Source organism: Lysinibacillus sp. EB271-A1-10B (assembly GCF_058791335.1).
This window is the reverse complement of the sequence record NZ_JBYTDL010000023.1, coordinates 60,575-82,861: the sequence shown is the minus strand read 5'-3', so window position 1 is coordinate 82,861 and position 22,287 is coordinate 60,575. Positions and strand designations below refer to the sequence as shown.

The 22,287-nt window shown below is 37.8% G+C and carries 32 protein-coding genes; 27 read left to right on the top strand and 5 right to left on the bottom strand.

Annotation, left to right across the window (positions count from 1 at the left end; genetic code table 11):
- Nucleotides 1–82 precede the first annotated feature (82 nt).
- The 9 genes from AC3WSK_RS21860 (at nucleotide 83) to AC3WSK_RS21820 (ending at nucleotide 8,019) form a co-directional block, all read left to right on the top strand.
- Nucleotides 83–940: a DUF72 domain-containing protein gene (locus tag AC3WSK_RS21860; protein WP_427484740.1), complete on the top strand. Its 858-nt coding sequence runs from the start codon at nucleotides 83–85 to the stop codon at nucleotides 938–940.
- Entirely contained in the window at nucleotides 940–1,761 is an 822-nt protein-coding gene (locus tag AC3WSK_RS21855; protein WP_079561489.1) for a sulfite exporter TauE/SafE family protein, read from the top strand. The genes AC3WSK_RS21860 and AC3WSK_RS21855 overlap by 1 nt, the downstream gene beginning before the upstream one ends.
- 256 nt (nucleotides 1,762–2,017) lie before the next feature.
- Nucleotides 2,018–3,385 carry a bifunctional metallophosphatase/5'-nucleotidase gene (locus tag AC3WSK_RS21850; RefSeq protein WP_079561490.1) on the top strand — a complete coding sequence of 456 codons (1,368 nt, stop codon included), beginning with the start codon at nucleotides 2,018–2,020 and terminating at the stop codon, nucleotides 3,383–3,385.
- Between the two features lie 38 nt (nucleotides 3,386–3,423).
- Complete coding sequence (locus AC3WSK_RS21845; RefSeq protein ID WP_427484739.1) at nucleotides 3,424–4,533, top strand: HD-GYP domain-containing protein; 1,110 nt, start codon at nucleotides 3,424–3,426, stop codon at nucleotides 4,531–4,533.
- 23 nt (nucleotides 4,534–4,556) lie between these two features.
- Nucleotides 4,557–5,360: a sporulation protein YunB gene (gene yunB / locus AC3WSK_RS21840; RefSeq protein WP_079561492.1), complete on the top strand. Its 804-nt coding sequence runs from the start codon at nucleotides 4,557–4,559 to the stop codon at nucleotides 5,358–5,360.
- Nucleotides 5,361–5,464: 104 nt separating this feature from the next.
- Nucleotides 5,465–6,388 carry a lipoyl synthase gene (gene lipA, locus AC3WSK_RS21835; RefSeq protein ID WP_079561493.1) on the top strand — a complete coding sequence of 308 codons (924 nt, stop codon included), beginning with the start codon at nucleotides 5,465–5,467 and terminating at the stop codon, nucleotides 6,386–6,388.
- Nucleotides 6,389–6,420: 32 nt separating this feature from the next.
- Nucleotides 6,421–6,774 (top strand): YutD family protein, encoded by a 354-nt coding sequence (locus AC3WSK_RS21830; RefSeq protein WP_079561494.1) that lies wholly within the window; start codon nucleotides 6,421–6,423, stop codon nucleotides 6,772–6,774.
- A 458-nt stretch (nucleotides 6,775–7,232) separates the two neighbouring features.
- Nucleotides 7,233–7,760, top strand: a complete 528-nt coding sequence (locus AC3WSK_RS21825; RefSeq protein WP_427484738.1) for a D-glycero-alpha-D-manno-heptose-1,7-bisphosphate 7-phosphatase — start codon at nucleotides 7,233–7,235, stop codon at nucleotides 7,758–7,760.
- 64 nt (nucleotides 7,761–7,824) lie between these two features.
- On the top strand, nucleotides 7,825–8,019 hold the full coding sequence (locus AC3WSK_RS21820; protein WP_079561496.1) for a hypothetical protein: 195 nt from the start codon (nucleotides 7,825–7,827) through the stop codon (nucleotides 8,017–8,019).
- A gap of 236 nt (nucleotides 8,020–8,255) precedes the next feature.
- On the opposite strand, the gene AC3WSK_RS21815 is transcribed toward AC3WSK_RS21820, so the two are convergent.
- On the bottom strand, nucleotides 8,256–8,522 hold the full coding sequence (locus AC3WSK_RS21815; RefSeq protein ID WP_427484737.1) for a DUF3055 domain-containing protein: 267 nt from the start codon (nucleotides 8,520–8,522) through the stop codon (nucleotides 8,256–8,258).
- Nucleotides 8,523–8,610: 88 nt separating this feature from the next.
- Here AC3WSK_RS21815 and AC3WSK_RS21810 point away from each other — a divergent pair, with 88 nt between their 5' ends.
- Both AC3WSK_RS21810 and AC3WSK_RS21805 read left to right on the top strand, forming a co-directional pair.
- Nucleotides 8,611–9,063 carry a DUF86 domain-containing protein gene (locus AC3WSK_RS21810; protein ID WP_079561498.1) on the top strand — a complete coding sequence of 151 codons (453 nt, stop codon included), beginning with the start codon at nucleotides 8,611–8,613 and terminating at the stop codon, nucleotides 9,061–9,063.
- Complete coding sequence (locus AC3WSK_RS21805; protein WP_079561499.1) at nucleotides 9,060–9,812, top strand: TIGR01457 family HAD-type hydrolase; 753 nt, start codon at nucleotides 9,060–9,062, stop codon at nucleotides 9,810–9,812. The genes AC3WSK_RS21810 and AC3WSK_RS21805 overlap by 4 nt, the downstream gene beginning before the upstream one ends.
- Nucleotides 9,813–10,023: 211 nt before the next feature.
- On the opposite strand, the gene AC3WSK_RS21800 is transcribed toward AC3WSK_RS21805, so the two are convergent.
- Nucleotides 10,024–10,260, bottom strand: a complete 237-nt coding sequence (locus AC3WSK_RS21800) for a YuzB family protein (protein ID WP_427484736.1) — start codon at nucleotides 10,258–10,260, stop codon at nucleotides 10,024–10,026.
- Between the two features lie 324 nt (nucleotides 10,261–10,584).
- On the opposite strand from AC3WSK_RS21800, the gene AC3WSK_RS21795 reads away from it, so the two are divergent.
- Entirely contained in the window at nucleotides 10,585–11,649 is a 1,065-nt protein-coding gene (locus AC3WSK_RS21795; protein ID WP_079561501.1) for an NAD(P)/FAD-dependent oxidoreductase, read from the top strand.
- A gap of 126 nt (nucleotides 11,650–11,775) precedes the next feature.
- On the opposite strand, the gene AC3WSK_RS21790 is transcribed toward AC3WSK_RS21795, so the two are convergent.
- Nucleotides 11,776–12,111 carry a YuzD family protein gene (locus AC3WSK_RS21790; RefSeq protein ID WP_197144251.1) on the bottom strand — a complete coding sequence of 112 codons (336 nt, stop codon included), beginning with the start codon at nucleotides 12,109–12,111 and terminating at the stop codon, nucleotides 11,776–11,778.
- A gap of 83 nt (nucleotides 12,112–12,194) precedes the next feature.
- Here AC3WSK_RS21790 and AC3WSK_RS21785 point away from each other — a divergent pair, with 83 nt between their 5' ends.
- Nucleotides 12,195–12,431 carry a NifU family protein gene (locus tag AC3WSK_RS21785; RefSeq protein WP_010857481.1) on the top strand — a complete coding sequence of 79 codons (237 nt, stop codon included), beginning with the start codon at nucleotides 12,195–12,197 and terminating at the stop codon, nucleotides 12,429–12,431.
- Nucleotides 12,432–12,480: 49 nt separating this feature from the next.
- Here the strand turns inward: AC3WSK_RS21785 and AC3WSK_RS21780 are convergent, their stop codons facing one another.
- The gene (locus AC3WSK_RS21780) at nucleotides 12,481–13,173 is read right to left on the bottom strand and encodes a DUF2225 domain-containing protein (RefSeq protein ID WP_079561503.1); all 693 of its coding nucleotides are present in this window, start codon (nucleotides 13,171–13,173) and stop codon (nucleotides 12,481–12,483) included.
- Nucleotides 13,174–13,497: 324 nt separating this feature from the next.
- Here AC3WSK_RS21780 and AC3WSK_RS21775 point away from each other — a divergent pair, with 324 nt between their 5' ends.
- The 4 genes from AC3WSK_RS21775 to AC3WSK_RS21760 all read left to right on the top strand — a co-directional run bounded on the left by AC3WSK_RS21775 (nucleotide 13,498) and on the right by AC3WSK_RS21760 (nucleotide 16,752).
- Nucleotides 13,498–13,872, top strand: a complete 375-nt coding sequence (locus tag AC3WSK_RS21775; protein WP_079561504.1) for a HesB/IscA family protein — start codon at nucleotides 13,498–13,500, stop codon at nucleotides 13,870–13,872.
- A 144-nt stretch (nucleotides 13,873–14,016) separates the two neighbouring features.
- A complete protein-coding gene (locus tag AC3WSK_RS21770) occupies nucleotides 14,017–15,072 on the top strand; it encodes a tyrosine-type recombinase/integrase (RefSeq protein ID WP_492412363.1) in 1,056 nt (351 codons plus the stop codon).
- Nucleotides 15,073–15,832: 760 nt separating this feature from the next.
- Nucleotides 15,833–16,522, top strand: a complete 690-nt coding sequence (locus AC3WSK_RS21765) for an AbiTii domain-containing protein (RefSeq protein WP_492412361.1) — start codon at nucleotides 15,833–15,835, stop codon at nucleotides 16,520–16,522.
- A 5-nt stretch (nucleotides 16,523–16,527) separates the two neighbouring features.
- Nucleotides 16,528–16,752 (top strand): hypothetical protein, encoded by a 225-nt coding sequence (locus AC3WSK_RS21760; protein WP_492412359.1) that lies wholly within the window; start codon nucleotides 16,528–16,530, stop codon nucleotides 16,750–16,752.
- A 20-nt stretch (nucleotides 16,753–16,772) separates the two neighbouring features.
- Here the strand turns inward: AC3WSK_RS21760 and AC3WSK_RS21755 are convergent, their stop codons facing one another.
- A complete protein-coding gene (locus tag AC3WSK_RS21755; protein WP_492412357.1) occupies nucleotides 16,773–17,009 on the bottom strand; it encodes a helix-turn-helix domain-containing protein in 237 nt (78 codons plus the stop codon).
- A gap of 111 nt (nucleotides 17,010–17,120) precedes the next feature.
- Between AC3WSK_RS21755 and AC3WSK_RS21750 the strand changes: the two genes are divergently transcribed.
- From AC3WSK_RS21750 to AC3WSK_RS21705, 10 genes are all read left to right on the top strand, one after another.
- A complete protein-coding gene (locus AC3WSK_RS21750) occupies nucleotides 17,121–17,378 on the top strand; it encodes a hypothetical protein (protein ID WP_492412355.1) in 258 nt (85 codons plus the stop codon).
- Between the two features lie 56 nt (nucleotides 17,379–17,434).
- Nucleotides 17,435–17,794: a hypothetical protein gene (locus AC3WSK_RS21745; protein ID WP_492412353.1), complete on the top strand. Its 360-nt coding sequence runs from the start codon at nucleotides 17,435–17,437 to the stop codon at nucleotides 17,792–17,794.
- Nucleotides 17,795–18,188: 394 nt separating this feature from the next.
- The gene (locus AC3WSK_RS21740) at nucleotides 18,189–18,347 is read left to right on the top strand and encodes a hypothetical protein (RefSeq protein WP_492412351.1); all 159 of its coding nucleotides are present in this window, start codon (nucleotides 18,189–18,191) and stop codon (nucleotides 18,345–18,347) included.
- A gap of 76 nt (nucleotides 18,348–18,423) precedes the next feature.
- On the top strand, nucleotides 18,424–18,903 hold the full coding sequence (locus AC3WSK_RS21735; RefSeq protein WP_492412349.1) for an ArsR family transcriptional regulator: 480 nt from the start codon (nucleotides 18,424–18,426) through the stop codon (nucleotides 18,901–18,903).
- 241 nt (nucleotides 18,904–19,144) lie between these two features.
- Nucleotides 19,145–20,062 (top strand): hypothetical protein, encoded by a 918-nt coding sequence (locus AC3WSK_RS21730; RefSeq protein ID WP_492412347.1) that lies wholly within the window; start codon nucleotides 19,145–19,147, stop codon nucleotides 20,060–20,062.
- A 99-nt stretch (nucleotides 20,063–20,161) separates the two neighbouring features.
- On the top strand, nucleotides 20,162–20,401 hold the full coding sequence (locus AC3WSK_RS21725) for a helix-turn-helix transcriptional regulator (RefSeq protein WP_492412345.1): 240 nt from the start codon (nucleotides 20,162–20,164) through the stop codon (nucleotides 20,399–20,401).
- A 37-nt stretch (nucleotides 20,402–20,438) separates the two neighbouring features.
- A complete protein-coding gene (locus AC3WSK_RS21720) occupies nucleotides 20,439–20,579 on the top strand; it encodes a hypothetical protein (protein WP_426389856.1) in 141 nt (46 codons plus the stop codon).
- A complete protein-coding gene (locus AC3WSK_RS21715; protein ID WP_492535133.1) occupies nucleotides 20,545–21,171 on the top strand; it encodes an HNH endonuclease in 627 nt (208 codons plus the stop codon). Before AC3WSK_RS21720 ends, AC3WSK_RS21715 begins: the two co-directional genes overlap by 35 nt.
- On the top strand, nucleotides 21,161–21,616 hold the full coding sequence (locus tag AC3WSK_RS21710; RefSeq protein WP_492412341.1) for a hypothetical protein: 456 nt from the start codon (nucleotides 21,161–21,163) through the stop codon (nucleotides 21,614–21,616). Before AC3WSK_RS21715 ends, AC3WSK_RS21710 begins: the two co-directional genes overlap by 11 nt.
- Nucleotides 21,606–22,283, top strand: a complete 678-nt coding sequence (locus AC3WSK_RS21705; RefSeq protein WP_492412339.1) for a hypothetical protein — start codon at nucleotides 21,606–21,608, stop codon at nucleotides 22,281–22,283. The genes AC3WSK_RS21710 and AC3WSK_RS21705 overlap by 11 nt, the downstream gene beginning before the upstream one ends.
- The last annotated feature ends 4 nt before the right edge of the window (nucleotides 22,284–22,287 follow it).

Here is a 22,287-nt window from a genome sequence, read left to right as displayed (position 1 = left end):
TTATTTATGAGCTATGATTTTTTAAGATACGTTTAATTAGAAGGTGTATGCTATGATAAATGTACATGAAGGAGGGAGTCACATGATTATAGTTGGATTAACTGGTTGGGGCGATCATCCTTCACTGTATAGTGGAGTGACTGCCTCAAAGGACAAATTATTCGATTATACAGGTCATTTTTTAACGGTAGAGGTAGATACCTCTTTTTATGCCATACCTTCTAAAGAGAATGTTCGGAAATGGTGTGAGGATACACCCGAAAATTTCCGTTTTGTTGTGAAGCTTTATCAAGGAATGACTGGTCATTTACGTGGCGACATACCGTTTGAATCGAAGAATGACATGTTTAATGCCTTTATCGAATGTGCCAATGAATTTAAACGTCATGGGAAGCTAGCGATGGTATTAGCACAATTCCCACCGTGGTTTGACTGTCAGACTAAAAATGTACAATATTTATTGTATATTAGGCAGCAGCTTAAAAGCTTTGATTTAGCTATTGAGTTTCGCAATCGAACATGGTATGCAGACAATGTAGTGCAGCAAACAATGGACTTTTTACGAGAGCATCAATTCATTCATACGATTTGTGATGAACCGCAGGCTGGTGTAGGCTCAGTACCATTTTATCCTACGGCTACTGCGAAAAAGGCACTTGTACGCATTCATGGACGTAATATTCATGGATGGCGCAATACCGGGAATGCCGAAAACTGGCGGAAAGTTCGCTTTTTATATGATTATAATAGGGAAGAGTTGCAGCAGATGGGACAGCATATAAAACATCTCCAATCAGAAGTGCAGGATCTATATGTATTATTTAATAATAACTCAGGGCTTCATGCCGCTAAAAATGCAAAAGAGTTCCAAGGAATTTTAGCGATTAGTGATGTAGGATTAGCGCCTAAACAATTAAACATGTTTGAAGGGGAACTATAATGGAATTTTTTCTTTTAGTTATTATTGCATTATTATCTGGGGTAATTGGCTCATTGGTTGGGCTTGGCGGAGGAGTTGTCTTAGTTCCAGCGACATTATTCGTCGGGTTAAATCTAGGGATGATTCCAGAGATCACTCCTCAAAAAGTAGTTGGATTATCTGTTGTCATGATGATTTTCACTGGACTTGCTTCTACACTAAGTTATATGAAATCTAAAACAGTAGATTACAAAAGTGGTTGGATTTTTTTTATAGGGAGTATTCCGGGCACAATGCTGGGCGCATGGGTAAATAAGGGGCTAGATTTACCATCATTTAATTTATATTTTGGTATTTTACTTATTATTTTAGCGACGATATTACTTGTACGTGATAAATTGAAACCAGTAGAATGGTTTGTAAAAAACGGTATGCAACGAGAGTTCGAAGATCAAGAAGGAAATACCTATGTATATGGGTATCCAATTTGGTTTGCCATTGTATTAACGTTTTGTATTGGCTTTGCCTCAGGATTATTTGGTATCGGTGGAGGCTCGATGATTGTGCCTGCCATGATTATTTTATTTTTATTCCCACCACATGTAGCAGTAGCAACATCGATGTTCCTAGTATTTTTATCGTCGCTTGTTAATTCAGCGAGTCATATTTATTTAGGAAATGTGCCTTGGCTTTATACGATTCCTGTTATTCCAGGAGCTTATATTGGAGCAAAGCTAGGGGCAGCATTAAATAAAAGAATTAAATCAGATACGCTTGTAGTAGCACTTCGAGTTATTTTATTATTATTAGGAATTCGTTCTATTATCGAGGGATTATTGTAATATTGGGTTCTCACAGGACGTGATGGTTTTAGCCTTCGTTTCTCGATTGCTGATCCCAAAGGAGTCGCCCAGTTGGAACGAAGGTTAACTTATATACAAGGAATACTTTTAACAAATGTCATCCACAACTTTTGATGATGAGCCAATATAGATTGGAAGTATCTGTAAATGAACTTTATAATGATATTAAAGTCTGATTATTTAATAGCAATTCTTCTACAGACATAGAAGCTATTTTAAAGAAGAGGTGGCTTAATTGCTGGAAAAAATTCATGTTTTTCATACGAATGATTTGCATAGTCATTTTAAATATTGGCCACGAATGCAAAGTCATGTGAAAGAAATGCGTACAAAGCTTACAAACATGGGAGAGACAAGCTATTTATTTGATGTCGGCGATCATTTAGATCGTTCAAATATTTATACAGAAGCAACAGTTGGCAAGGGCAATGTGAAGTTATTAAATGAAGCGGGCTACGATGTTGTGACAATCGGTAATAATGAAGGTATAACATTGTCCCATGAGGAGCTGTATCATTTATATGATGGAGCAGCTTTTGATGTAGTAGTTGCTAATGTAAATGCTTCACATGGAACAAATCCAGCTTGGATGAAACCGTATGTTGTATTAACAACTGCTTATGGCACAAAGATTGCAGTTATTGCAGCAACGGCTATGTTTGAAATTTATTATAAGGAATTAAACTGGGAGATTGATGAGGCACGAAACTCACTCATTCACTTAGCCTATCAGCTTCGTAAAGAAGTAGATATTATAGTTTGTTTGTCGCATTTAGGGATAACAGAGGATGAGCTTTTAGCTGAGGAATGCCCAGAAATAGATGTTATATTCGGCTCACATACACATCATGTTCTCCCGAATGGAAAGCTGATTAATGGCGTTTTATTAACTGGTGGGGGGAAATTTGGTCAATATACGGGCCATCTTGTGTTAGAATATGACAAAAAAATGAGGAAAATTGTTGAAAAAGAGGATTTCTTAATTCATAATAAAGATTTGCCTACGGTTAAAAATGAACATGAAATCGTTCAGTTTTTAGAAGATGAGGGCAAACGATTACTCGATAAGCCAGTATTCACTACAGAAAAATCGTACAACAAAGAATGGTTCCATTATTCGCAATTATCCGATTTGTTCGCGCGAGCTATTTTGGAGAAAAGTGGAGCGGATTGTGCGTTATTTAACGCGGGTATTTTTTTAGATGGTTTACCTAAGGGAACAGTGACGGCACTTGATTTGCATAGAATTTTCCCACATCCTATAAATTTATGTACGATTGAATTATCGGTTGCTGAGATGAAAGAAATTTTCCAGCAATCTAAAAATGAAGAATGGCCTTATATTGAGCTTAAAGGATTAGGGTTTAGAGGCGTAATCTTTGGGAAGATGTTAACGTATGGCTTTTCAATGAATGAAGATCGCCAATTACTGATCAATGGGAAGCTTGCAGATAACGATCGAATTTATAAATTAGTCACACTTGATTTATTTACGTTTGGTTATTTTTATCCAAGCTTTAAATATGCTAAGAAAAAATATATTCTACCAGAATTTTTACGAAATATTATGATAGATTATGGGCAAAGATTCTTTAAGCACTAATAGATAAAACGCTTTTAGAATGGATTGGGGAAAAGGTCATGCGGTTAATTTCAATCGATGTATTAAAAGAAGGAATGGTCTTAGCAAGAACCATTTGGAACGAGGCGGGACACCCTCTTTTAAAAAAAGATGTTGTCATTAATGAACGTATCATACAAAGACTTCAACAATTAAATATTCATTATTTGTATATTGACGATAAAATTTCTGAGGGTATTGAAGTAGAGGAAACAGTCCCAACTGTTGTTCGAAATAAAACGATTTCAACCATTAAAAATTCTTTCCAATCAATCGATGGTTTAAGTCCAGTAAATGCCTCTTATGTGCTTGACCAACAATCAAAGGCAATTCTCTCAATTGTAGATGAGTTACTATCGGTAGTTAGTGGCAATGATGAAATTTTAACAATACTAACAGATGCATATTTATTTGATGAATATTTATATCAACACTCCTTTCAAGTCACTCTTTATTCGATAGCGATTGCTAAAGAGCTTGGTTACTCAGCAGAGGATTTACGTATAATTGGAATTGGCGCTTTGTTACATGACATAGGGAAGCTTATGGTACCAAAAGAGATTTTGACAAAACCTGGGCGCCTAACGTTTGACGAGTTTGAAACAATGAAGCAGCATACTCGATATGGGTTTGATTTGTTACGAAATTTACATACCATATCATTGATTGTTGCACATTGTGCCTTCCAACATCACGAACGGATTGATGGGAGTGGCTATCCACGGGGGTTAGTTGATTTTGAAATCCATCCGTTTGCAAAAATTATTGGTGTTGCTGACGTCTTTGATGCAGTGACGACAAGCCGGGTATATCGTGAAAAAATGCTACCTTCTCAGGGCCTAGCAATTGTAGAAGCAGGCTCTGGCACTATATACGATGCACGTGTTGTCAATGCATTGAAAATGTCTGTGGTCCATTATCCTAACGGTGTTATTTTAAAATTATCGGACGGCCGTCGAGGTATCGTATCAAGACAAAATACATTGGATCCAGCAATGCCGTGGATTCGTATTTTTGAGGAGCAAAATCAAATATTAGCAGCTACATATGAAGTTAATTTAGTGGACTACCCAAACGTAATCATTGAAAGTGTTGAAGCGGATTACGTTGTCCCATCGAAAATCGAATAAAAATCTTCTCCTGTTCATACGTTATGGAACAGGAGGAGATTTTTTTGTTTTTCCCTCGAAAAAGGATGAAATTACGATCATATAGTCAGCATGGTAACTATAGCAAAAGGGGAAAAAAACGGTTGAATCGTATACCCCTTTTAATTGTAAGCGTTATTGTTGGTATTTTTTTATTTATCTATTTTCTGAATGAACGGCTTATGCCAACCTACTTAGAATATGCTGAAATACAAACGAATAAGATTGCATCCTATGTTGTAAGTAATGCCACATCAAATGCTTTAGATATTAATGATGTTCTTGTAGAGGTTTCCCCTGGCAACAACTCGGATTTGAAAATTAATACTGAAGTAATTAATCGAGTCCGTGCCGAAACGGTAAAGCAAGTAAAAATGAATTTAGAGCAGGCTGAGGAAGGTGACTTGTCTAACTTACCGAATCTTGATAATGTTGAATATGATTTTAACAAGATAAAAGAAGGCAATGGAGTTGTTTTTTATGTACCTATTAGCCAGGCTGCCAATATTCCTTTACTCGGGAATTTAGGACCTAAAATTCCGGTACGCTTTCACGTAGTTGGAAATGTGCATAGTGAAGTTACTTCTTCAATAACGGAGTATGGTATTAATAGTGCATTTGTTCAGGTAGGAATTCATTTAGAGGTAAATGTACAAATTATTGTCCCTTTTGCTAGTAAAACAGCTACAGTTTCTCAGGATATTCCGGTGGCAATGGGTTTAACAAAGGGGCAAGTGCCAAATGTTTATTCAAGTGGTGATTCAGCAACACAGCCGTCCCTTGAAATACCTGTGCCTTTTAAAGAATAGAAATGTTACTGTGATAGTTGTTGGAGTTCATATATTATGTTACATTGACAACAGTGAAGATAGTTAATAGAAAAAATGCACATTTCTGATAGGGGCGATATCGTATGACATCTTGTAAACCTACAAGTAAAGAGAAAGAAGAATACTTAAGAAAGCCAGATTGGCTAAAAATTAAACTAAACACAAATGATGAATATAAAGGGCTAAAGAAGCTCATGCGAGAAAAAAATCTGCATACTGTATGTGAGGAAGCACGCTGTCCTAATATTCATGAATGCTGGGGTGAACGCCGTACAGCAACAATGATGATTCTTGGATCTGTTTGTACACGTGCTTGCCGTTTCTGTGCTGTTAAAACAGGCTTACCAAATGAATTAGACTTAGCTGAGCCAGAACGCGTAGCAGATTCTGTTGCTATTATGAACTTGAAGCACGTTGTTATTACAATGGTTGCGCGTGATGATTTAAAGGATGGCGGTGCGCAAGTATTAGCTGAAACTGTGCGTGCGATTCGTCGTAAAAGTCCGGCTACATCGGTTGAAGTTTTACCGTCCGATTTAGGTGGCGTGAAAGAAAACCTTCAATTATTAATGGATGCGAAGCCAGATATTTTAAATCATAATATTGAAACCGTACGTCGCTTAACGCCAAGAGTACGTGCTCGTGCAAAATATGAGCGCTCATTAGAGTTTCTACGTTTGGCAAAAGAGATGCAGCCAGACATCCCTACGAAATCATCTTTAATGATAGGCTTAGGTGAAACAGAAGAAGAAATTTTAGAAGTTATGGATGATTTACGAGCAATTGACGTAGATATTATGACAATTGGTCAATACTTACAGCCGACGAAAAAGCATTTAGCTGTTAAAAAGTATTATTCACCAATAGAGTTCGGTAAACTTCGTAAAATCGCAATGGAAAAAGGATTTAAGCATTGTGAAGCAGGCCCACTTGTACGTAGTAGCTATCATGCTGATGAACAAGTAAACGAAGCAACAAAAGAACGTCAATTACAAACAGAACTGTAAAAACAAATGTTGAAATGGAAGGTGGTGTCACTTTGATTACTATTGAAGGATATGAATACGAGCTTATAAAAGATTACCGAGAAGCTTTCGAAGAGGAAGTGTTCCAAGAGCGATACTCGGATATTTTAGCTAGATATGATTATATTGTGGGCGACTGGGGTTATAATCAATTGCGCTTAAAAGGCTTTTTTGACGATAAAAATCAGAAAGCCACTTTCGATACAAAGATTAGTACACTACAAGATTACCTATACGAGTATTGTAATTTTGGCTGTGCCTATTTCGTCTTGCGCAAATCCGGTAAATCTACTCAGCAGCCAGTAGCTGTAGTAAGTGAAGATAGTCAAGTGACAAAGCTTGCTGAGAATGAACAAATAGCAGAATAAACATTTAAAACCTGATGCAATTTGCATCAGGTTTTTACTTTGTAGTGATAGGTTTTTAAAAAATGGTAATAATAAAAGTGAATACAATAAATTGTTTTATTTTTGGCTTTTCACCCACGTTGGGTTGGCACTTAATAAAACATATTCAGAATGAGATAAGTTGATTGGAGTGGAGGCTGGGCGACTCCTTGGGGATCAGCAATTGAGGAACGAAGGCTAAAATCATCACATCCTGTGATAACGCCTTCGTGACCAACATAGTGTTGGCCCGAGACCCTGCAGCGAAGCGAAGCGGCTCATCGGACGCCCCCAGGAAGCTCTGCTCTGCGCGAAAGCGAAGCGTCAGCGGCAAAGCGCCCAGCCGGAACGGAAATCAACCTCACGCTATGGAAATGAGCCTGTATACTTGGCTTTTATAGCAACCTACTTATTTTATATTAAAGGTGTGTGTTGTTTAGATGAAAAAAGCTGTATTTTTGGACCGTGATGGGGTCATCAATGAAGTATTAACGGATCGCGTTAAATTTGTAAACAAACCTAATGAACTTTATTTCCTACCTCATGTTCCGGAAGCAATAAAAAAATTGAATAAATACTTTGACTATATATTTGTAGTAACCAATCAAGGCGGCGTTGGATTGGGATATATGAAAGAAACGAAGCTTCAAAAAATTCATGAGCATATGGTGAAGGAATTGAAAAAAGAAGGTGCCACTATCCATGAAGTCGTCTATTGTCCCCATAAACCAAAGTCTGGCTGTGCGTGCCGTAAACCTAATAGTAAATTAATCGTTGACCTTGGTGAAAAATATAATATAGACTTGGCAAAATCCTACATGGTTGGAGATACGGATACAGATATTATAGCAGGGAAACGAGCAGGAACTAAGGGAGTGTTTTTAGGTGCAAAAGATCCGCTCGCAGATGCGGTTTTTCCAGATTTAATTAGTGCTGCTGATTGGATTATTAAGGATGCAACAGCTTAAAGCTAGTGTTGTTGAGATAGAAAGAAAAAGCGTATAAAACATTTGAAAAAGGATAATTTATTTATTGGAGGTGATTAATTTGACTAAAGAAAATAAAAAATCGTTAGATCGAGAAGAATATGGATTTGGCTTTGATATTAGTGTGGATGATTTAGGAGTAATTGGACAAAATCAACAAGCCAAAAAACAAAACGACAATGAAAACAAAGACAAGCCTCACAATAAGGATAATCCTGCTACTATAAATAATGAAAAGTAGGGGCACGATACAATGCTCCTCAATAAGATTCTTACAAAAGAAATTCCGCCTTCTTTCTGTAGTACAGTGCATAAAGTATATCCTTATGTCTGCAGAAAAGCGGAATTTTTTTTGTATTTAATTCTTAATTGTTTGCATGATCCACCAGCATTTTGTGAGGAGCCTCGAAATTCGTGTTCCATAAACACCATCTAGGTTTCAGCTTGTCTTCTCATGAAACACGAATTTGAATGGTGTTAATTTAATAATTCACGTAAATATTCTCGTAGCTCGACTGTATCTTCCTCTGTACGATTATAAACGTGTTCAAGATAGCCAGGCTCTTCTACATCATCTGGACCGATTATTGCAAAGCGCCCAAATTGGATGTCCATGACAAGCACTTTCCCAAAGAAACGACCCGATTGCAAAATGGCTAAATCATAACGTAACTTTTCCCCAGCAAAACTAACAAAGCGTGTTTTTGTATCTTCTACATCATCATATAAAAAAAAACGTTCCATCTTTTAATCTCCTTCCAGTCCTATAGATATGGTACTATAGAAGAGAAATGACTATCAACTTTTAAAGATTTGAATGGGGGCTTTCCTTGTGTATTTTGTAGATCGTAATAAAATCACAAAAAATTTACAGTACTTAGATGGGCTATTAGCTATTTTAGAGTCAGAAAATAGCTGGCTAGAAAACGATATTAAGGAATTAGCAATCGAGCGAATTGGTCACAATGTGATGGAGTCAATGATGGATGTTGGAAATTTAATGATTGACGGTTTCATTATGCGTGATCCAGGAAGCTATGAGGATATTATTGATATTTTAATCGATGAAAAAGTCGTATCTACTGAAATGGAAGAACCATTAAAAGCAGTAGTTGGCTTACGTAAAATGCTTGTTCGTGAATTTACAGATGTTGATGTTCAAGGAGTTGTGAATGTATTAACAGCTACTTTACCAGCATTAAAACAATTCTCACCAGCTGTGAATAGTTACTTAACAAATGAACTTGGCCCTGTTTCAGCATTTTTACCAGAGGATCATCAATGAAAACCTACAAGGCCTATTGCTTTGATTTAGATGGGACAGTGTACCGTGGGAAGGATGGAATTCCTTCTGCGATAACTTTTATACATCAGTTACAACAAGCTGGAATTGAGCCATTTTACGTAACAAACAATTCTTCTAAGACAAGAGAGCAGCTGCAGGAAGCTTTAAACGCTATTGGTGTGAATGCACCGTTAGATCATATTTACTCTAGTGCATTAGTTACAGCGAAATATGTAGCCTTGAATTTCCCTGGCAAAAAAGTAGCCATGTTAGGTTCTGATGGTATTCGTAAAGCGTTATTTAATGAAGGCATTGAACCTACCGAGGATGAGCCAGAGGTATTTGTTATGGGGATTGATCGAAATCTAGATTATATGGCACTTGCGAAGGCAACGATTGCTGTGCAAAATGGGGCAACGTTTATAGCTACGAATCAAGATATTAAATTCCCAACAGAACATGGATTCCTCCCTGGTAATGGATCATTTGCCCGATTAGTTGGTGAGGTTGCAGACGTTGAGCCACTCTATATCGGTAAACCATCCCCTGCAATGCTTGAAGTCATTGCGACAGAGCATGGCTTTATGAAAGATGAAATGGTGATGATTGGCGATAATTACGACACAGATATTATGTGTGGGATTCGTTTTGGCTGTGACACAATCCATGTAAATACAGGTGTTACACCTTCAAAGGTTGTACTTGAGAAGGAACAGCAACCTACTTATGTGGTTGAAGCATTAATTTAACTTCTTTCATCCGAAGTCTCCCATTTTCTATAGGTGTGAGATGAAATCGGGTTTAAATTTACTTTTCAATTGCTGTCCAAATATCCGTATAAAAAGTTCAAACATAAAAAAAGGATGCTTATGTCGATTTTTTTGGCATAACATCCTTTTTATATGTTCAAATTTAATAGTAAGCGTTTCAACATTATATGAATGAGGTATTAAGCCTTCATTACCATAACGGATTGTCTTCAATAAATTGATAAATGGCATTCGTCAACTCTTCAGGAGAACCAGCTTCAACTAATTCACCATTGACGATTGCATAAAATGATTCTGAACATTTTGTACAGTAACTAAGGCAGCCATATTCCAAAACGTCGATGTTTGGATCGCGTTCTAGTACTTCATATGTTTTTTGAGAGCCATTTGCTAAATTACTTATACAAAATTCAACCATTGGATTCATACGTGTCACCTCACCAAGGTAATGCTACTCGCTTTTAAAACATTCGTCAATAATTTGAGTTGGCCGTGAGATAAAAGGCGATATTCAGTGTTAAAGCTGGATGCATACAAAATGATGACTCGCTACAGTGTTAAACGATCTTTGCAAAAGTGATGAAAGGGATGTAATCATTCAAAAGCCGTTCGAAAAAGGCAAGTTATCATTTATTTTGTGAAATCTTTCACAAAATTGCATTATGATATTGTGAAACTTCTCACAATCGGTTATACTCATTTGTGGATACTTTGTGAACAATTAATATAAGAGATATAAAAGGAGACTATTATGGGAAAATTAGTACTTTTAGGTGGCGGCTACGGCAATATGCGTGTCATGCTTCGACTATTACCAAACCTTCCAATAGACAAAGAAGTTGTGATAGTAGACAGAGCCCCTTTCCATAGTTTAAAAACAGAATTTTACGCATTAGCAGCAGGGACTGCAACAGATAAAGAAATTCGTGTATGCTTCCCGGAGCATGAACGTTTAACGGCTGTATACGGAGAAGTTGTTGAAATTAATCGTGCGGAAAAAGTAGTCATTCTAGAAGATGGACAACATATTGAATATGATGATTTAGTTGTAGGTCTTGGCTGTGAGGATAAATATCATGGTGTACCAGGTGCAGAGGAGTACACATATAGCATTCAGACAATGGCGAAATCACGTTCAACATTCCAAGCACTTTGTGGTTTACCAGCAGGCTCTTCAGTCGGAATTGTAGGAGCGGGCTTAAGTGGTATTGAGCTTGCAAGTGAGCTACGTGAAAGTCGTTCTGATTTAAAAATAAAGCTATTCGACCGTGGTCCACGTATTCTAAAGGACTTCCCAGAAAAGCTAAGTAAATATGTAAAAGACTGGTTCGTAAAGAATGATGTTGAAGTGATTGCCAATTCAAATATTACAAAAATCGAACAAGGTAAAATTTACAATCATGATGAAGAAATTGCACTCGATACTGTAGTATGGACTGCTGGTGTACAGCCAGTCAAAATTGTTCGTGATTTGGAAGTTGAGAAAGATAAACAAGGTCGTCCTCTTGTAACACAATATTTCAATCTTCTTGATGACGAGCATGTATATATTGTAGGTGACTGTGCTGCTTCAGAATTACCTCCAACTGCACAGTTAGCAGAGGAACAAGCAGAACAAATCGTAAAAGTACTTCGCATGCGTTGGAATGGCGAAAACTTACCTGAAAAAATGCCTGATATCAAGTTAAAAGGTTTCATGGGAGCGCTTGGTAAAAAACAAGGCTTTGTTTATTTAGCAGATACAACAGTAACAGGGCGTATCGCACGCTTAATGAAATCAGGACTATTATGGTACTACAAACGTCAAAACGATTAAATTAAAAAGGGATTGCTTCGAAATTTATTTCGAAACAATCCCTTATTTTTCTATCAATCATGCCTCGACATTACTGCCGCTGTCGCGCACATAAACAATGCGCCCAAAATCGACGTTGTGCTAGGATTAAACAGTTTCATCTGGCGTGAAACCTAGCTTTTCAAGTGCAGTAAATACAGGCTTTAGTTGCACATATCCTTCGCCGACTACTTCATTATTTATAAGGACAAGCGGATAAAAAAATTCATCATCTTGAATGCGTGCAGCATAATCTTGATCGCGCTCATTCTCAATTGGTCCTTCAATATCGATATAACGAATATCATATCCTTGGTTTGGATATTTTCGATCTATGGCTGCTTGTAGCCATTCATATGTATCTTTTGAAGATGGTGCATTAACACAGCTAGCGCAAATAACCTCTGTTCCGTAAATTTCAATCTGTGGTTTCGTTTGACTCATAGCATTTCCACTCCTCGTGATTCTATATTGGATTTTTTCTGTTGCTAACATTATAATCATTATAAGGAAAGGAGTCGAGACAAATGGCAGAAGCAACAATTAACGATCAAGTTCAAGAGGTATTAGATAAATTACGCCCATTCTTACTACGTGACGGTGGAGACTGTGAATTAGTAGATGTAGAAGACGGCATTGTAAAATTACGTTTATTAGGTGCATGTGGTAGTTGCCCAAGTTCAACAATCACACTTAAAGCTGGTATCGAACGCGCATTATTAGAAGAAGTACCAGGTATTATTGAAGTAGAGCAAGTATTCTAAAACGACTAAAAAAGTTCTAGCTGATTCATTCACGCTAGAACTTTTTTTCTTATACTTGGCGAGCGTGTTCTTTTTCTTCTCGAATAATTGCCCATTGTTCCTTAGCCATATCAATGATCTTCGCTTCTCCACCAACACTTTGCTTCTCAATGACCTTTGAGAAGAAGCGAGTAGCATTTTCTAAATCACCGATGCGTCGTGATAGTTCAGCGATCATATACATAATTCGTACATCTGACATTTGAGTAGAGCTGTAATCCTCATTTGAATAAGAATCCATATAGTAATCTCGGGCCATTGTCATAAAACGCTGCTCTTGGCCTTCGTTTTTTAGTGAACGATACAGCCATGCAAGACGTAATGTAAGCCCAGCTATAGCAACAAATTTCTCTTTTTTAATCGTACCGCAAAGGAACGCTAATTTATAAGCTTGTATCGCTTGGAATACAGTGCGTTCTCCCTTAAAGTCATGGTGTACCCATTTTTCTGTAATTTGTATGCGAATTTCATCTTGCGTGCCAGGGGCGAAATATTTTGAAAAGTCTTCTGTAAATGAAAAGCCGCAATGCTCACAAACAAATACATTATAATAAAGTGCATTTACACCGTCTGCATAAATAGGATGAAAATCTGTTTCTGTATGATCTACTTTAATGAATTTAGAGCGTACTTTTAATGTTGGAAATTCTTTTTTGCAATGAAGACATTGAATTTTTTTTTCGTAATAAGGTGAAATCTCCATATTTTATACCTCTTTCATCGAGTGATTACAACTATTATACCAATGATTATTTTATAAACATGAATAAAAATTACTATTAATGTGAAAAATATTAGAATTTTTACTAATATCAGCTTTGTCACAATAATGTGAGGTTGATTTCGTTCCTCTATCGCTGATCCCCGAGGAGTCGCCCAGTCGGAACGAAGATTAACTACAAAGCATACGTATTAACAAATGTCATCCTATCTTTTGTTGTTGTGCCAAAAATCCTCTTGGAGCTGAATATTTGTCATACAATAGTCAAAATTGATATGATAATAATTAAGAAGGAAGGTGATTGGGATGACAAGTTTAAAGCAAGTAATTGAAATTACTGAAGCGGCTGTCTTTCATATTAATGAAATGATGGAGCACAATGAAGAGCAAGGTGCGTTTTTACGTGTAGTTGTTAATGGTGGCGGATGCAGTGGCCTATCTTACGGTATGCATTTTGATCAAGAGAAAAAAGAAGATGATTTTGAAGATATACAACATGGTTTAACAATTCTTGTTTCCCGTGAAGATGCGCCGATTATAATGGGGACAAAAATTGACTATAAACAATCGCTAATGGGCGGTGGCTTCACGATCGATAATCCAAATGCTATCGCATCATGTGGCTGTGGTACGTCTTTCAAAACAGCAAAACGTGAAGGTACGCCTGAGATTTGTGACTAATCGAATTGATCGGACAGTGGAACGTCATGCTTACGTATTTATACCGACTAGTTGTTAGTTGGTTTCTATCGGATATATGAATATTAACGCTAAATTGCGCTTTCTTACGTATTGAAAAACGATACGGAGGGGAGCGTTTTTTTTATGTCTAAAAACCGTTCAATTAAACGACGTAGAGCAAGAGTAGAGACGCGTGAAAATGAATCGATTAGGACCGTACATAAAATCGGTCTGTCTGACGGGTGGAATTATTTCATTACCGCTAAGATTGGCGAAGGTATTCGGAGAAGGACGCAAGAGGATTATTCGAACACTTGGCGTTATTTTACCGAATGGTTATTCGAGGCTGATTATAAGGTTCGATATGTTAACGATATTACATCGACAATGTGCCGTGATTACATTCGTTATTTAACAGAAGAAGCACCGCGCTTTAAAAACCATAAATACATGAACGGTGACTATGGAAAAGGATTATCGTCTGCAACTATTAATATGCGGATCAGAGCTTTAAAAGTGGCCTTCAATTTTTGGAAGGCGGAGAACATGGTACGCGTAAGTCCAATGGATAATATCAGATGCCAAAAAGACGATATAGACAAAATAGAATCGTTTACAGATGAGCAAATCGAAGCATTAATAAACGCCTGCGATCAACGAACTTACGTAGGATTCCGCGATTATGTTTTTCAAATTTGTCTATTAGATACGGGAATGCGAATGAATGAATTGCTTTCGATTATTCCTGAATCAATCGACGTTAAGACTCGTTGCATTCATTTAGGAGCAGAGTTTAATAAAAATCGTCGCTATAGAGTTGTACCGATTTCGCAAGATACATTAAAACTTCTATTTGAGTTGGTAGACGAGAATAAGCAGCATTTCCCGGAATCGAAGCGTATTTTCTTATCTTGTTACGGTGAGGAAGTACGAGATACGCAGATGAATAAACGGTTGAAGTATTACGGAGATGTTACCGGAGTTGGTAAAGAAATTCGAAGTACCGCACATACCTGGAGACATACGTTTGCCCGCAATTTTATTTTAAATGGCGGTGATCCGTATACGCTAATGCGGATTTTAGGACATTCCAGTATTTCAATGACTCGAAGATATGTGCAGATGACTGACAGTGACGTGCAGGTTAAGCACTTAGAGTATTCTCCTTTACGGAAACTGAGAACAAAACTCCGTAAATAAAAAAAGAAAAAGCCTAGCGCTCCAACGCTAGACCTTTCTTATTCCGATTTAACACAAATATGCCCGCCAGCATAAGTGTTTCACCCATAATTGAATATGAGCGATGATATGCCTTCATTTTACTTGAAAAAAAGATAAAATGCAAAGGTCTAGTTTCCTATTGTCTTTTTTAGGAACGCTCACTGACGAGAAGCCGTTAAGCGTCATTAAAAAACACGTCAGGTTACGCCGAGCCAACGCAGTAAATTCGGCTAGGACACAATAAGCGAGTTCCTTGTTTTTCGTAGTGTCTGAATGTGGTTGACGCACATAATCGGTCAGGAGCGGAAGGTCTGAGTGGCTAAGGTCACGCAGGGTACACGATATATTGTAATTGTTGCCGAGTTCCTCATATCAGTAGGATAAGCATTTACGATACATACAAAAGGTGTGTAGACGGATTACATGACGTTTCGGGGGCAGAAGTAGAAACTACGTGTATCGATTCGAAAGGATCGCGATTAAACAAGGGCATACAATACGGATACCTTAATTGAGGATTCATGGAATCGGCTGTCTATGTTAGTTGATTCTTTTTGAGTCTCTAACGTAGGCAACCGAAATCAGCGCCAAGCCGTTTTCCTTATCTCGGCTTCATGATGTATGGTCAGATGGTATATGTCAAATATATAGATATAAAATGAACGAAAATTTCTTTAATTAGGATTTAAATATAATTATAGGTTATCATTTAATAAATGGGATTTTAGGGGTGATTATTATGGCAAAGAGCCAATTACTAAAAGATTTAGCTTTAGGGAATGGTGATATTGAGTCTATATTGATGCGTTTAAAAGTGATATTAAAAGATTTTAACAATAGTGAAATTAGTGATTGGGTTGAAGGCGAATTAGCAGGATATAGAGAAGGAATGAAATTACCTTCTTATAGGGTATTTGAGGGAGAAGTGAAAGGACATTGTATTTTAAATAGAGTATTGGACCACAAAAATTATAAAGTACCAATTAAAGCTCTAATAAAACAAAAAAAGTTAGAATTCCCCACGTATGAAGATATTGCTACTGTAGAAATTACTGATGGAATTGCTGTATTAGAGAGAGTGTGTGAAGATAAAGAAAGTAAATTCGGAAAGCCAATTCCCTCAGAATTGTGCTATAAATTATCTAGTGCAGGGTTTCAAATTATATCGATGCAAACAGTAGTTTCAACCAACCAAATTGAAGCTATTAAATCAATTGCGAAATCAAAATTAATTGATATTATATTAGAATTAGAAAAAGAATTTGAAGATATTGATAGCTTGGACATAGAAGATCAACTAGAAAGCAGAGGAACAGAGGAACGTAATTTAGTTATATTTAATTTACTTCAACTTATTAATGATAACTCAATTAATATAGGTGATAATAATAAGATTACTAAAAGTGAAATTGGGCATTCTGAGGTGTAAAAGTTATGAGGAATAATAATTCTGGAATTCGTATTGGAAATAATAATAAAATATCAAAATCCAGTATTGGGCATCATTTAAACAGAAATGATAAAGCTGTTGAAAAAGATAACTTTGCAAATAGGCATCCAATATTAACTGGTGCTATTATTTCATTAGTAATTGGTTTCGTGTTGCTTTTCTCATTTTGGAAGGATCTTGTGTTAATTATAGAAGGGGTATTTAAATAAAAAGAGCGCCTAGCAATATGCTAGAGCGCTTTTTCTTCGTCTGCTTCTACAAAATCAATTATCTCAGTAATATCCTCAATCCCTAAAGTCTCAGCGATCCTCTCGATGTGTCCGAAGTTGATATTTCTTCTTTTACCATTATTCAATTCGCTTAATGCTGCATGTCTTATATCGCACATTTCCGCCAATTTCCTTAATGATTTAACCTCGTACTTTTCAATTAAGTAATCAATTTTAATAACCACTTGCTTAGCCATTTAAAATTCCTCCTAAAATATACTTGACGTTACGCAATAGCGTACCATATAATAATAACAGAAGTGGTACTTGTATGCGTACCAAAAATATATTTATGGGAGGTCGTTTTTATGAACACACAAACACAAATCATTGAGATTGAGCCAGGCTTTAATTATGAAGTAGTAAGAACCGAATTTTTCGCCGGAGTGCATTTAGAAGTCTATAAGCAACTAGGTTATGCAGATGAAGCAACATTACACATCGGAGATAATGAAGTTCATTTTGCCTGGACTGATGAGTCAGCTGCGTTATTTGCCGAACTAGACACGTGCGAACCTATAGAATTGCTAGCGATTCTAGCGCAGGCACCTAGATTGTTAGCTTAATACGTTAGAAAACTACGGAATTTGACCGGAACTGAAAACGTTAGGGGGAAAAGGTTATGTGTGAGTATCATTCAAAATTTAACGAGTTCATGTCGGAATTAAACGCTCAACGAGTCGTGCTGACAAAAGAGTTGTCTCGTTTAGATAGGTATATTAGTAGCATGTATCACGATTTAGAAGGAATCGATCCGTCGGAAGAATACGCTCTAAGCTACGTTACGCAATTACAAGACACGCTTAAAAAACGTCGAGTAGTGAAGGACGAAATGGCCAGATTGGACGCTGTTTTAAATCCACTACGTAATGTAAAAGGGGATATTGAAACGTCGGTAAACATTCGTAAGAAAGTCAGCAACCGCTGGAGAAGAGATTTTAAGATGACGTTAACATTGGAGGAAGTATTATCGGAGGGTTAAGTTACAGTTGCGGCTAGATGCGAGGAGAATGACGTGTCTAGCCTTTTGTTTTCCTTTGCTAAACCCGTTGATTTAGGCGTGCTAGTATCGCAGTAGTATTATTTATCATCCGAAGGTTAGAACGCCTTAAAACGCACTATACCAAAGGGAGAGCACCGATTCACTGTCGATAGCAAACAATATTTTTGAAAAAGGTGTGCGACAATCGGAAACTTTGAGGATATATCTAAGTAGGGAGAGTTTTTTCGAAAAGTTGTCCCTATGCGTACAATTCAAGTGTGCATATATAGTAGATGAAAGTTTTTTGGAGGATCGCCGAAGTACGACAGTCGGACGTGAGGGTGGCACGAATATTGCACATTAAAAGTAGCTTGACGCTTAGGGAGAGTGAGGTTTGATAGAAGTAGAGGAAATAATTTTAAAAAAAATGCAAAAAACTGCTTTACATTTGCAAGCAGTGACCGATATAATGGGTAGTGGTACGTCTGTTTGCGCGCAGACTTTAACCATCTTAACATTTTTTATTATTTATAATGTCATTATACAGGAGTAAATGACAGATTGCAAGTGGTAAGTAGAAAATTAATTAGTTAAGGCGAAAAAACCTCAAAACAAAGGGAGAGATATTTATGACAGAGACAACGAAACAAACACCGGCAATTCCAGCTACACAAGCAGCGTTACCGTTTGAGACCAAAGGTTGGGCAGCTATGCCACACGCGTTGATGGAGATTTACACGCTACATCCGGATTTTAATGCAAATACAGCGTTAGTTTATGCGTATCTAGTGAAAAACTACAATCGTTCATATGGTTATAGTTTCCCGACATTTGACGAGATGGAAGTGGTATTGAATGTTAGTCGCAGTACCGTCGATAAGGCAATCGAAACCTTGCGGAAGTTACGAGTGATTAATGCAACAAAGCATCCTTACTACGGGAATAACGTGTACACATTTAATCCGCTAATCGAGACAGTGGAAGAATTCGCGCGAGTGTTCTCTGATGAACGGGAAATTGCTAAACGCATTGCTAGAAATAAGGCGCGTCGAGAGAAATTACGGACTAGAAAAGATGCGTTTAAATGGAAGCCTGGTGATGCAGTATGATTTTTAGCTGTGGTTAGTCTGTTTTTCAACATTAGCTAATCTGTTTATTAGACGTTATAAAGAATTACGTATAAAGAATTACTATAAAGACCTACTTTTCTAGCGCATAAATGCTAACGCATTTAAACGCTAGGATATTCGCAATAGTAACATATATTACATTGATATTACTTAAAAACAAAGTGAAAAGAATGACACGTCAGTCTGAAAAACATACCAACAAATAAGGGGGCAACAAACAATGGAGACTAAAGTGGTTGAACTTACAACAGAGCAAGTAGTATCGAAGGAGCAGGAAGTAACGAAATTGATGTCTATGTATCAAATCACGCGACCGGAAGCTGAAGTACAGCGAGCTATGTATGATTTGTGGTATAAGCATTACACGAATGATTCGTTGACGATTAAGGAACGTATTGCTATGACAAGAACGTTTAAAAATGAGTACGCTAATCCAGAGAAAATAAAATTGGACAAGGCATTTCTTCGTCACCCTGCGACTCGTATGAAAGACTTCTCGCGTTCATGTACAATCGGTGAAATATTAGGAGACTTTATTATGCGAATTGACCAGGTTGCGGAGCGTGAGGCTGAGTATCCGGTACATGGAGTTGAAAAGGTGTTCCGTGACACTGTAAAAGATCGAAACCGTATAATAGGTATTTACTCGCAAGATGAAGAAGATCGCGATAGTGCTGTGGAGTCTGTGCAATTGCGCAAATACGGTCTACCAAAACAGACAGTAATGTCCGCGTACGATATGTCGGAGCTTAGTGTAGTTCAACAACAATCGGCCGTAGGAGCGAGAGTAATTGAAAACGGTATAGATGGAGAAGAAACGATGTCAATCCGTAAATTCAAACGAGCGCTGCGTATGGAAAAGGCGAAAGCTAAAGGTTATGCTCGCCTATATGCTAACGATGGGTACGATTATGACGATGCTTTACGACGTATCAGACGATTGGACGTTAAGCGAGTGCGGGAGTGCAATGAGTGTGGGAATGTATTTTATGCTCACGATAATAGACGCTATATTTGCGACTTGCAACACGGTAGAATACAGGATAAAGTAACTGGCGAGTGGCGCCGTTCTCGTCAATCTCACTGTGAGGTAGAAAATGCGAAAAAACGTTCGCAAAAACAGCGAGAAAGTGCGTAGTTACCGTATTGAAAAACCATATAGTAGTAGAGGGGCAGTTGATGCCCGCATTTATTTTAGGGAGAATGTAAGCAAAATACAGAAAGGTGGTTAAATGTGATGAATGGTAATACGGTAAAGGCAATCCGTCTTTTTAATGGTGAGTCCCAACGGTCGTTTGCAAAGCTGTTGGGCTTTTCTTACAGTGGAATTGCTGCGGTTGAAAGTGGACGCTATGCTCCGAGTGAGCGTCTGCGAGCTTCAATTGCTCGTAAGTTTCCGATTGATGAAAGTTTTATTATTTTTTTGCGAGATTTCGAAAAAACAAATAGAATTACCCATGACACCACTATAACATGATTTTTGTCAAAAGTAAAGCCTTTTGGGAGGTGAACGTGTGAATGAGCGATTACAGCTATTAATCAAATATCTAACAGCTTTAGCTGGGGTACAAGCGTCTGGAATCAAGGTGCGTGACGAGATACTCCAAACTATAAAAACGATTGAGGGAGAGATTGAGGGATATGAAAAAGAATAAGAGTGAAGTTAAAACAATTGAGTGCCGTATCTGTAATGAGACAAAAACAGTTGAGCTATTCCGCCGTGATGCAAAGAGTAAAACAGGGCGTCAGAATATCTGTAACGAGTGCAGGAAGCAACACAGAAGGAAGAACGGTGAATACGCTCGACAGCGTGCTTACGCATACGCCATTAAAGCCGGACAAACTACACCGATGGTAAGCGCTGCATATATTGAAACCATTTTGACGGAAGCATGTGTATATTGTGGTTGTGACTTTTCTGATGATAATGTAGTCGCCACTTGTGACCATGTATATCCGCAATCAAGTAGTTATGGTGGGGTAAATATCGAGGCTAATGTCTTGCCTGCGTGTAGGTCTTGTAATAGTACAAAGCATGATTTATTTGCGATAGAAGCATTCGATAAATATCCCGAACGATTCAAACCGGAACTATTACGACCGTTCGTACAGCGTTTTATAGGAGGTCTTATTGGTCGCAAACTGACTGACATTGAAGTCGAGCAGATGATAGGCCACTTACGAGACGAGGCTGCAGAGGTTCGACGTAATGAGGCGAAACAAAAGGCGGTGCAATATGCCGTCTAGTAACCGAGAAGTTGAAGCCTGGCGCTTTGCCTTACTATCAATCGTTACCTTGCGAGAGGTTCCGTTCCTGTCACTACTAATTTACGAAACGGATGACCACGGCATATCTAATTTAATTGGCGAAATCTCAAAGCCTTATGACGATTTGATCGACTTGCTAGACGATTTATATGCGTATGAAATAAACGAGCTGCAGACAGATAGCCGAGAGTTGTATCGAGAATTAATGAGCGCTCAGTATCCAGTGATTTATCGCAGAGAAGTCGAAGGTACAAGCGAGCAGATTACTCGTAACGAGGAAATGTTAGTCGAATTATTCGAGTTGGACAAGCAAGACGAACAGCCAACGCCTGTTATTCCGACGTGGCGATTGTGGTGTATCGCTAAGTTAGAAATAATTATTCAAATACTGAAAACAGAGGGGATAAAATCAGATGGCAATTAAAGGACACGAGTTTAAATTATTACAAGATTACAGAAATGAAGGCGCTGAAAGAGCAGCAAAACTGGCGCAGTATCAAGCAGACTTAACAAGTGCTCGCGCGCGTTTAAGTGAGTTGCAGACACAGTTTGAGCACACGTTTACGGAGAGCGTTAAGCATGGTACGGATGTAACTGCTCAACTTGCTAAAATTGACGATGACATTGTACTTCAAAAAGAGGTTGTCGCACGTCAGGAACGTATAGAGCATTTAGCACACGCAGCTATGCCGGAAGGTACAATTTCATCTGTAGACGTAGTAGACGAGTATCAAAACGTGTTTGTACCTCAGGTTCGAGCAGAGTATGAACCGATTGTACACGCAAAATTAAAAATGGCGAGAGATTTGCTAATTAGCTGTATTATGGATCACCGCGAAGGCGAGGATGCTTACGGATATTTACGTGAGGAAATGGTCGATATCTCTGCAGCTAATCGCTCCCAGGGTAAAACGAACGTGATTATGTCAATAGCTCACCCGACAAGCACAGCGAATGTTATGCGAAGTCAAGGTGCTATCAATGGTGTGCACGAGGTAATCAACCAAGTTAGTCGATTCACACACGGACATAACCCGTACGATTTTGAATATATCGCAGAAGTACCAACAAAGACAAAAGGAGCGAAATAATAAT

What these genes read in the sequence shown, in the direction of transcription:
- lipA (WP_079561493.1), top strand. Translation starts at nt 5,465, where the DNA reads ATGACATCTTGTAAACCTACAAGTAAAGAGAAAGAAGAATACTTAAGA.
- AC3WSK_RS21735 (WP_492412349.1), top strand. Translation starts at nt 18,424, where the DNA reads ATGACAGAGACAACGAAACAAACACCGGCAATTCCAGCTACACAAGCA.
- AC3WSK_RS21730 (WP_492412347.1), top strand. Translation starts at nt 19,145, where the DNA reads ATGGAGACTAAAGTGGTTGAACTTACAACAGAGCAAGTAGTATCGAAG.
- AC3WSK_RS21790 (WP_197144251.1), bottom strand. Translation starts at nt 12,111, where the DNA reads ATGAGTCAAACGAAACCACAGATTGAAATTTACGGAACAGAGGTTATT.
- AC3WSK_RS21815 (WP_427484737.1), bottom strand. Translation starts at nt 8,522, where the DNA reads ATGGAACGTTTTTTTTTATATGATGATGTAGAAGATACAAAAACACGC.
- AC3WSK_RS21710 (WP_492412341.1), top strand. Translation starts at nt 21,161, where the DNA reads ATGCCGTCTAGTAACCGAGAAGTTGAAGCCTGGCGCTTTGCCTTACTA.
- AC3WSK_RS21775 (WP_079561504.1), top strand. Translation starts at nt 13,498, where the DNA reads ATGACAAGTTTAAAGCAAGTAATTGAAATTACTGAAGCGGCTGTCTTT.
- AC3WSK_RS21705 (WP_492412339.1), top strand. Translation starts at nt 21,606, where the DNA reads ATGGCAATTAAAGGACACGAGTTTAAATTATTACAAGATTACAGAAAT.
- AC3WSK_RS21800 (WP_427484736.1), bottom strand. Translation starts at nt 10,260, where the DNA reads ATGAATCCAATGGTTGAATTTTGTATAAGTAATTTAGCAAATGGCTCT.
- AC3WSK_RS21805 (WP_079561499.1), top strand. Translation starts at nt 9,060, where the DNA reads ATGAAAACCTACAAGGCCTATTGCTTTGATTTAGATGGGACAGTGTAC.
- AC3WSK_RS21760 (WP_492412359.1), top strand. Translation starts at nt 16,528, where the DNA reads ATGAGGAATAATAATTCTGGAATTCGTATTGGAAATAATAATAAAATA.
- AC3WSK_RS21725 (WP_492412345.1), top strand. Translation starts at nt 20,162, where the DNA reads ATGAATGGTAATACGGTAAAGGCAATCCGTCTTTTTAATGGTGAGTCC.
- AC3WSK_RS21770 (WP_492412363.1), top strand. Translation starts at nt 14,017, where the DNA reads ATGTCTAAAAACCGTTCAATTAAACGACGTAGAGCAAGAGTAGAGACG.
- AC3WSK_RS21765 (WP_492412361.1), top strand. Translation starts at nt 15,833, where the DNA reads ATGGCAAAGAGCCAATTACTAAAAGATTTAGCTTTAGGGAATGGTGAT.
- AC3WSK_RS21795 (WP_079561501.1), top strand. Translation starts at nt 10,585, where the DNA reads ATGGGAAAATTAGTACTTTTAGGTGGCGGCTACGGCAATATGCGTGTC.
- AC3WSK_RS21855 (WP_079561489.1), top strand. Translation starts at nt 940, where the DNA reads ATGGAATTTTTTCTTTTAGTTATTATTGCATTATTATCTGGGGTAATT.
- AC3WSK_RS21860 (WP_427484740.1), top strand. Translation starts at nt 83, where the DNA reads ATGATTATAGTTGGATTAACTGGTTGGGGCGATCATCCTTCACTGTAT.
- AC3WSK_RS21755 (WP_492412357.1), bottom strand. Translation starts at nt 17,009, where the DNA reads ATGGCTAAGCAAGTGGTTATTAAAATTGATTACTTAATTGAAAAGTAC.
- AC3WSK_RS21785 (WP_010857481.1), top strand. Translation starts at nt 12,195, where the DNA reads ATGGCAGAAGCAACAATTAACGATCAAGTTCAAGAGGTATTAGATAAA.
- AC3WSK_RS21745 (WP_492412353.1), top strand. Translation starts at nt 17,435, where the DNA reads ATGTGTGAGTATCATTCAAAATTTAACGAGTTCATGTCGGAATTAAAC.
- AC3WSK_RS21750 (WP_492412355.1), top strand. Translation starts at nt 17,121, where the DNA reads ATGAACACACAAACACAAATCATTGAGATTGAGCCAGGCTTTAATTAT.
- AC3WSK_RS21780 (WP_079561503.1), bottom strand. Translation starts at nt 13,173, where the DNA reads ATGGAGATTTCACCTTATTACGAAAAAAAAATTCAATGTCTTCATTGC.
- yunB (WP_079561492.1), top strand. Translation starts at nt 4,557, where the DNA reads ATGGAACAGGAGGAGATTTTTTTGTTTTTCCCTCGAAAAAGGATGAAA.
- AC3WSK_RS21845 (WP_427484739.1), top strand. Translation starts at nt 3,424, where the DNA reads ATGCGGTTAATTTCAATCGATGTATTAAAAGAAGGAATGGTCTTAGCA.
- AC3WSK_RS21825 (WP_427484738.1), top strand. Translation starts at nt 7,233, where the DNA reads ATGAAAAAAGCTGTATTTTTGGACCGTGATGGGGTCATCAATGAAGTA.